Raw genomic sequence first — 1,651 nt, forward strand, 5'->3', positions numbered from 1 at the left:
TGCTATAGTGAATTTATACATGTTTCTACGGAAGGAATGGTGTTTCTTGGCGAAAGAAAAGAATCCTACTTTTATCTTAGAACTCAAATTATCTACTGAATTGTGGCAAACGCATATTCTGAATACTCGTTTTGAAATAGCTCGAAAACTATATAACACCACTCTATCGTATGCATTGAAGCAACTTCAACGCATGAAAGAATCGAAGCAATACCGCCAAAACATCCATGAATACCGAAAATACAAATCCCTTCTCATGAAAGCAAGAACAAAAAAAGAAGAACAACTCTATAAAAAGGAATTAACTGTTAGGAAACAAACATTAAATACTCTTCGCAAGTCGCATCAATTAACGAAATTTTCACTTCATGGCGTAATTGCAAAACACCAACGTAACTACAACACACACATTGATAGTCATACAGGACAGAAGATTGCAGATGCCGTTTGTAAATCAATGGAAGAAGCTCTCTTTAAAGGAAATAAAGCTCACTTTAAGAAATACGGGACACTTACTTCGGTTGAAGGAAAAACCAACGCATCAGGCATTCGCTTCAAAAAAGAAGCCAATACACTTTATTGGCTTGGACTAAAACTTCCTGTCATTATTCGAGAGAATGACTTGTTTTCCCAAGAATGCATTGCGAATCATCGCATTAAGTATTGTCGTATTGTCAAGAAAGTCATTCGTGGTAAGGATGTGTTTTATATCCAACTGGTGATGGCTGGCATCCCGCCTGCTAAACGCATCAATACTACAGGTGAGTTTCGGCACAAAATAACACCGTCTGGCAGAGTGGGTATTGACATTGGCACATCCACGGTTGCTGTTAGTTCGAAAACCGAAGTGTTCTTACAACCGCTTGCACCAAAAATTCCCCAGTTTGACCAAGAAAAACGCAGGTTACTACGCAAACTGGATCGCAGTAAACGAAGCATGAACCCATATAATTTTAATGAAGATGGAACCATTAAACCTGGTGTTAAACTTGTTTGGAAACGTAGTAAAAACTATATAAAAACCTTGTATCAACTGAAAGAGCTCTACCGCAAGCGAAGTGTCTATGTAAAAGAACAACATTCTAAAATTGCTAACCACATTTTAAGATGTGGCGATGAAGTTTATGTTGAAAAGATGTCTTTTAAAGGGTTAGCCAAGCGCTCTAAGATGACAAAGCACAACAAGAAAGGAAAACTCCAATCCAAAAAGCGTTTTGGTACAAGCATTGGTTCGTATGCCCCTGCACTATTGATAAGCATTATTAACCAAAAATTAGGATATTCGAATAAAGAAATTTATAAAATTAACACGTACACCTTTAAAGCCAGTCAATACAACCACATCACAGACACCTACCAAAAGAAAAAACTCAGCATGCGCTGGACTGCCATTGCACATCATCGTATTCAGCGAGATTTGTATAGTGCCTTTTTAATTATGAACAGCAATCTTGATTTAAAGAAAACCAATCGAGGATTATGCAAACGAACCTTTGATGGATTTATAAAATTGCACAATAAATATATAGATGGTTTAAAGCAACAAACAGAAGCTTTTCCAAGCAGTATGGGCATTAAAAAAGCAAATTAAGAAGTGATTCCTTTGTAGGTAGAGCTACCTGCCTCCGTAAAAAGTATTCGCTAATACAAC

1 protein-coding gene is annotated in these 1,651 nt (G+C 36.9%); it reads left to right on the forward strand.

Going from position 1 to position 1,651, the window contains the following annotated elements:
• A partial coding sequence (locus tag CIL03_RS19255; protein WP_420855436.1) for a hypothetical protein occupies nucleotides 1-1,591 on the forward strand: 1,591 nt, incomplete at its 5' end.
• Between the last annotated feature and the right edge of the window lie 60 nt (nucleotides 1,592-1,651).

Origin of the sequence: Virgibacillus indicus (genome assembly GCF_002266285.1) — a bacterium.
Lineage (GTDB): Bacteria > Bacillota > Bacilli > Bacillales > Amphibacillaceae > Virgibacillus_K > Virgibacillus_K indicus.